The sequence below is a fragment of the Heyndrickxia ginsengihumi genome, from assembly GCF_011008565.1.
Taxonomy (GTDB): domain Bacteria; phylum Bacillota; class Bacilli; order Bacillales; family Bacillaceae_C; genus Weizmannia; species Weizmannia ginsengihumi.
This window is the reverse complement of the sequence record NZ_JAAIWK010000062.1, coordinates 1-1,159: the sequence shown is the minus strand read 5'-3', so window position 1 is coordinate 1,159 and position 1,159 is coordinate 1. Positions and strand designations below refer to the sequence as shown.

The window sequence follows — 1,159 nt, the reverse complement described above, 5'->3', positions numbered from 1 at the left end:
CTAATCGATCGAGGACTTAACCAAAACGAAAGACAAACATGATTTAAGGTTTACAATCTTCTCCTATCTAGTTTTGAGAGAATATAAAAAATCTCTTGCAAAATAAAACAAGCTATGCTACAATAATTATTGTCCATGAGGTCTGGTGACAAGAGCGAGAAGGTCACACCCGTTCCCATCCCGAACACGGAAGTTAAGCTTCTCAGCGCCGATGGTAGTTGGGGGTTTCCCCCTGTGAGAGTAGGACGTCGCCAGGCAATTATTCCGCAGTAGCTCAGTGGTAGAGCTATCGGCTGTTAACCGATCGGTCGTAGGTTCGAATCCTACCTGCGGAGCCATATGCTTCCATAGCTCAGCAGGTAGAGCACTTCCATGGTAAGGAAGAGGTCATCGGTTCGAGCCCGATTGGGAGCTTCGCAGAAATCATGGCCCGTTGGTCAAGCGGTTAAGACACCGCCCTTTCACGGCGGTAACACGGGTTCGAATCCCGTACGGGTCACCACTTTTAATGATGGAGGATTAGCTCAGCTGGGAGAGCATCTGCCTTACAAGCAGAGGGTCGGCGGTTCGAGCCCGTCATCCTCCACCATATTCAGTCTTTGCCGGTCTAGCTCAATTGGTAGAGCAACTGACTTGTAATCAGTAGGTTGGGGGTTCAAGTCCTCTGGCCGGCACCATCCAATGGAGGGGTAGCGAAGTGGCTAAACGCGGCGGACTGTAAATCCGCTCCCTCAGGGTTCGGCGGTTCGAATCCGTCCCCCTCCACCATTTATTTGATGGACATAGATTAAATGTCCTTTTTATATTTAGTTGAGTCTAGCTTTTTTTGTTGGGCCATAGCCAAGCGGTAAGGCAACGGACTTTGACTCCGTCATGCGTTGGTTCGAATCCAGCTGGCCCAGCCATTTTTTTTGCCCAATATTTCATATCTTTATATGAGCCATTAGCTCAGTTGGTAGAGCATCTGACTTTTAATCAGAGGGTCGCAGGTTCGAATCCTGCATGGCTCACTTTTCTTAAAAGCCTTGTTAAATCAAGGCTTTTTTATTTTTTTCTTTTTAATATTGGCTCTATTATATTTGTTGGGGTGTGAATAAAATTCAGACATAAAAATACACGTAAACTCCTAAATCCTTTACACTTGAATTGTCGAGAAACA

At 46.2% G+C, this 1,159-nt stretch carries 8 tRNA genes and 1 rRNA gene; all 9 read left to right on the top strand.

From position 1 onward, the window contains the following. Positions 1 to 141: 141 nt before the first annotated feature. Positions 142 to 257 (top strand): 5S ribosomal RNA (rrf, locus tag G4D61_RS17915). Between the two features lie 6 nt (positions 258 to 263). Continuing rightward, positions 264 to 338: transfer RNA gene (locus G4D61_RS17910), tRNA-Asn, on the top strand. Between the two features lie 3 nt (positions 339 to 341). Continuing rightward, positions 342 to 414 (top strand) — tRNA-Thr (locus tag G4D61_RS17905). A 13-nt stretch (positions 415 to 427) separates the two neighbouring features. Next, positions 428 to 502 (top strand) — tRNA-Glu (locus G4D61_RS17900). An 11-nt stretch (positions 503 to 513) separates the two neighbouring features. Beyond that, a tRNA-Val gene (locus G4D61_RS17895) sits at positions 514 to 589 on the top strand. A 12-nt stretch (positions 590 to 601) separates the two neighbouring features. Then, positions 602 to 677, top strand: a tRNA-Thr gene (locus tag G4D61_RS17890). 6 nt (positions 678 to 683) lie between these two features. Continuing rightward, positions 684 to 768, top strand: a tRNA-Tyr gene (locus tag G4D61_RS17885). Positions 769 to 830: 62 nt separating this feature from the next. Next, positions 831 to 905 (top strand) — tRNA-Gln (locus G4D61_RS17880). Between the two features lie 32 nt (positions 906 to 937). Beyond that, a tRNA-Lys gene (locus tag G4D61_RS17875) sits at positions 938 to 1,010 on the top strand. The last annotated feature ends 149 nt before the right edge of the window (positions 1,011 to 1,159 follow it).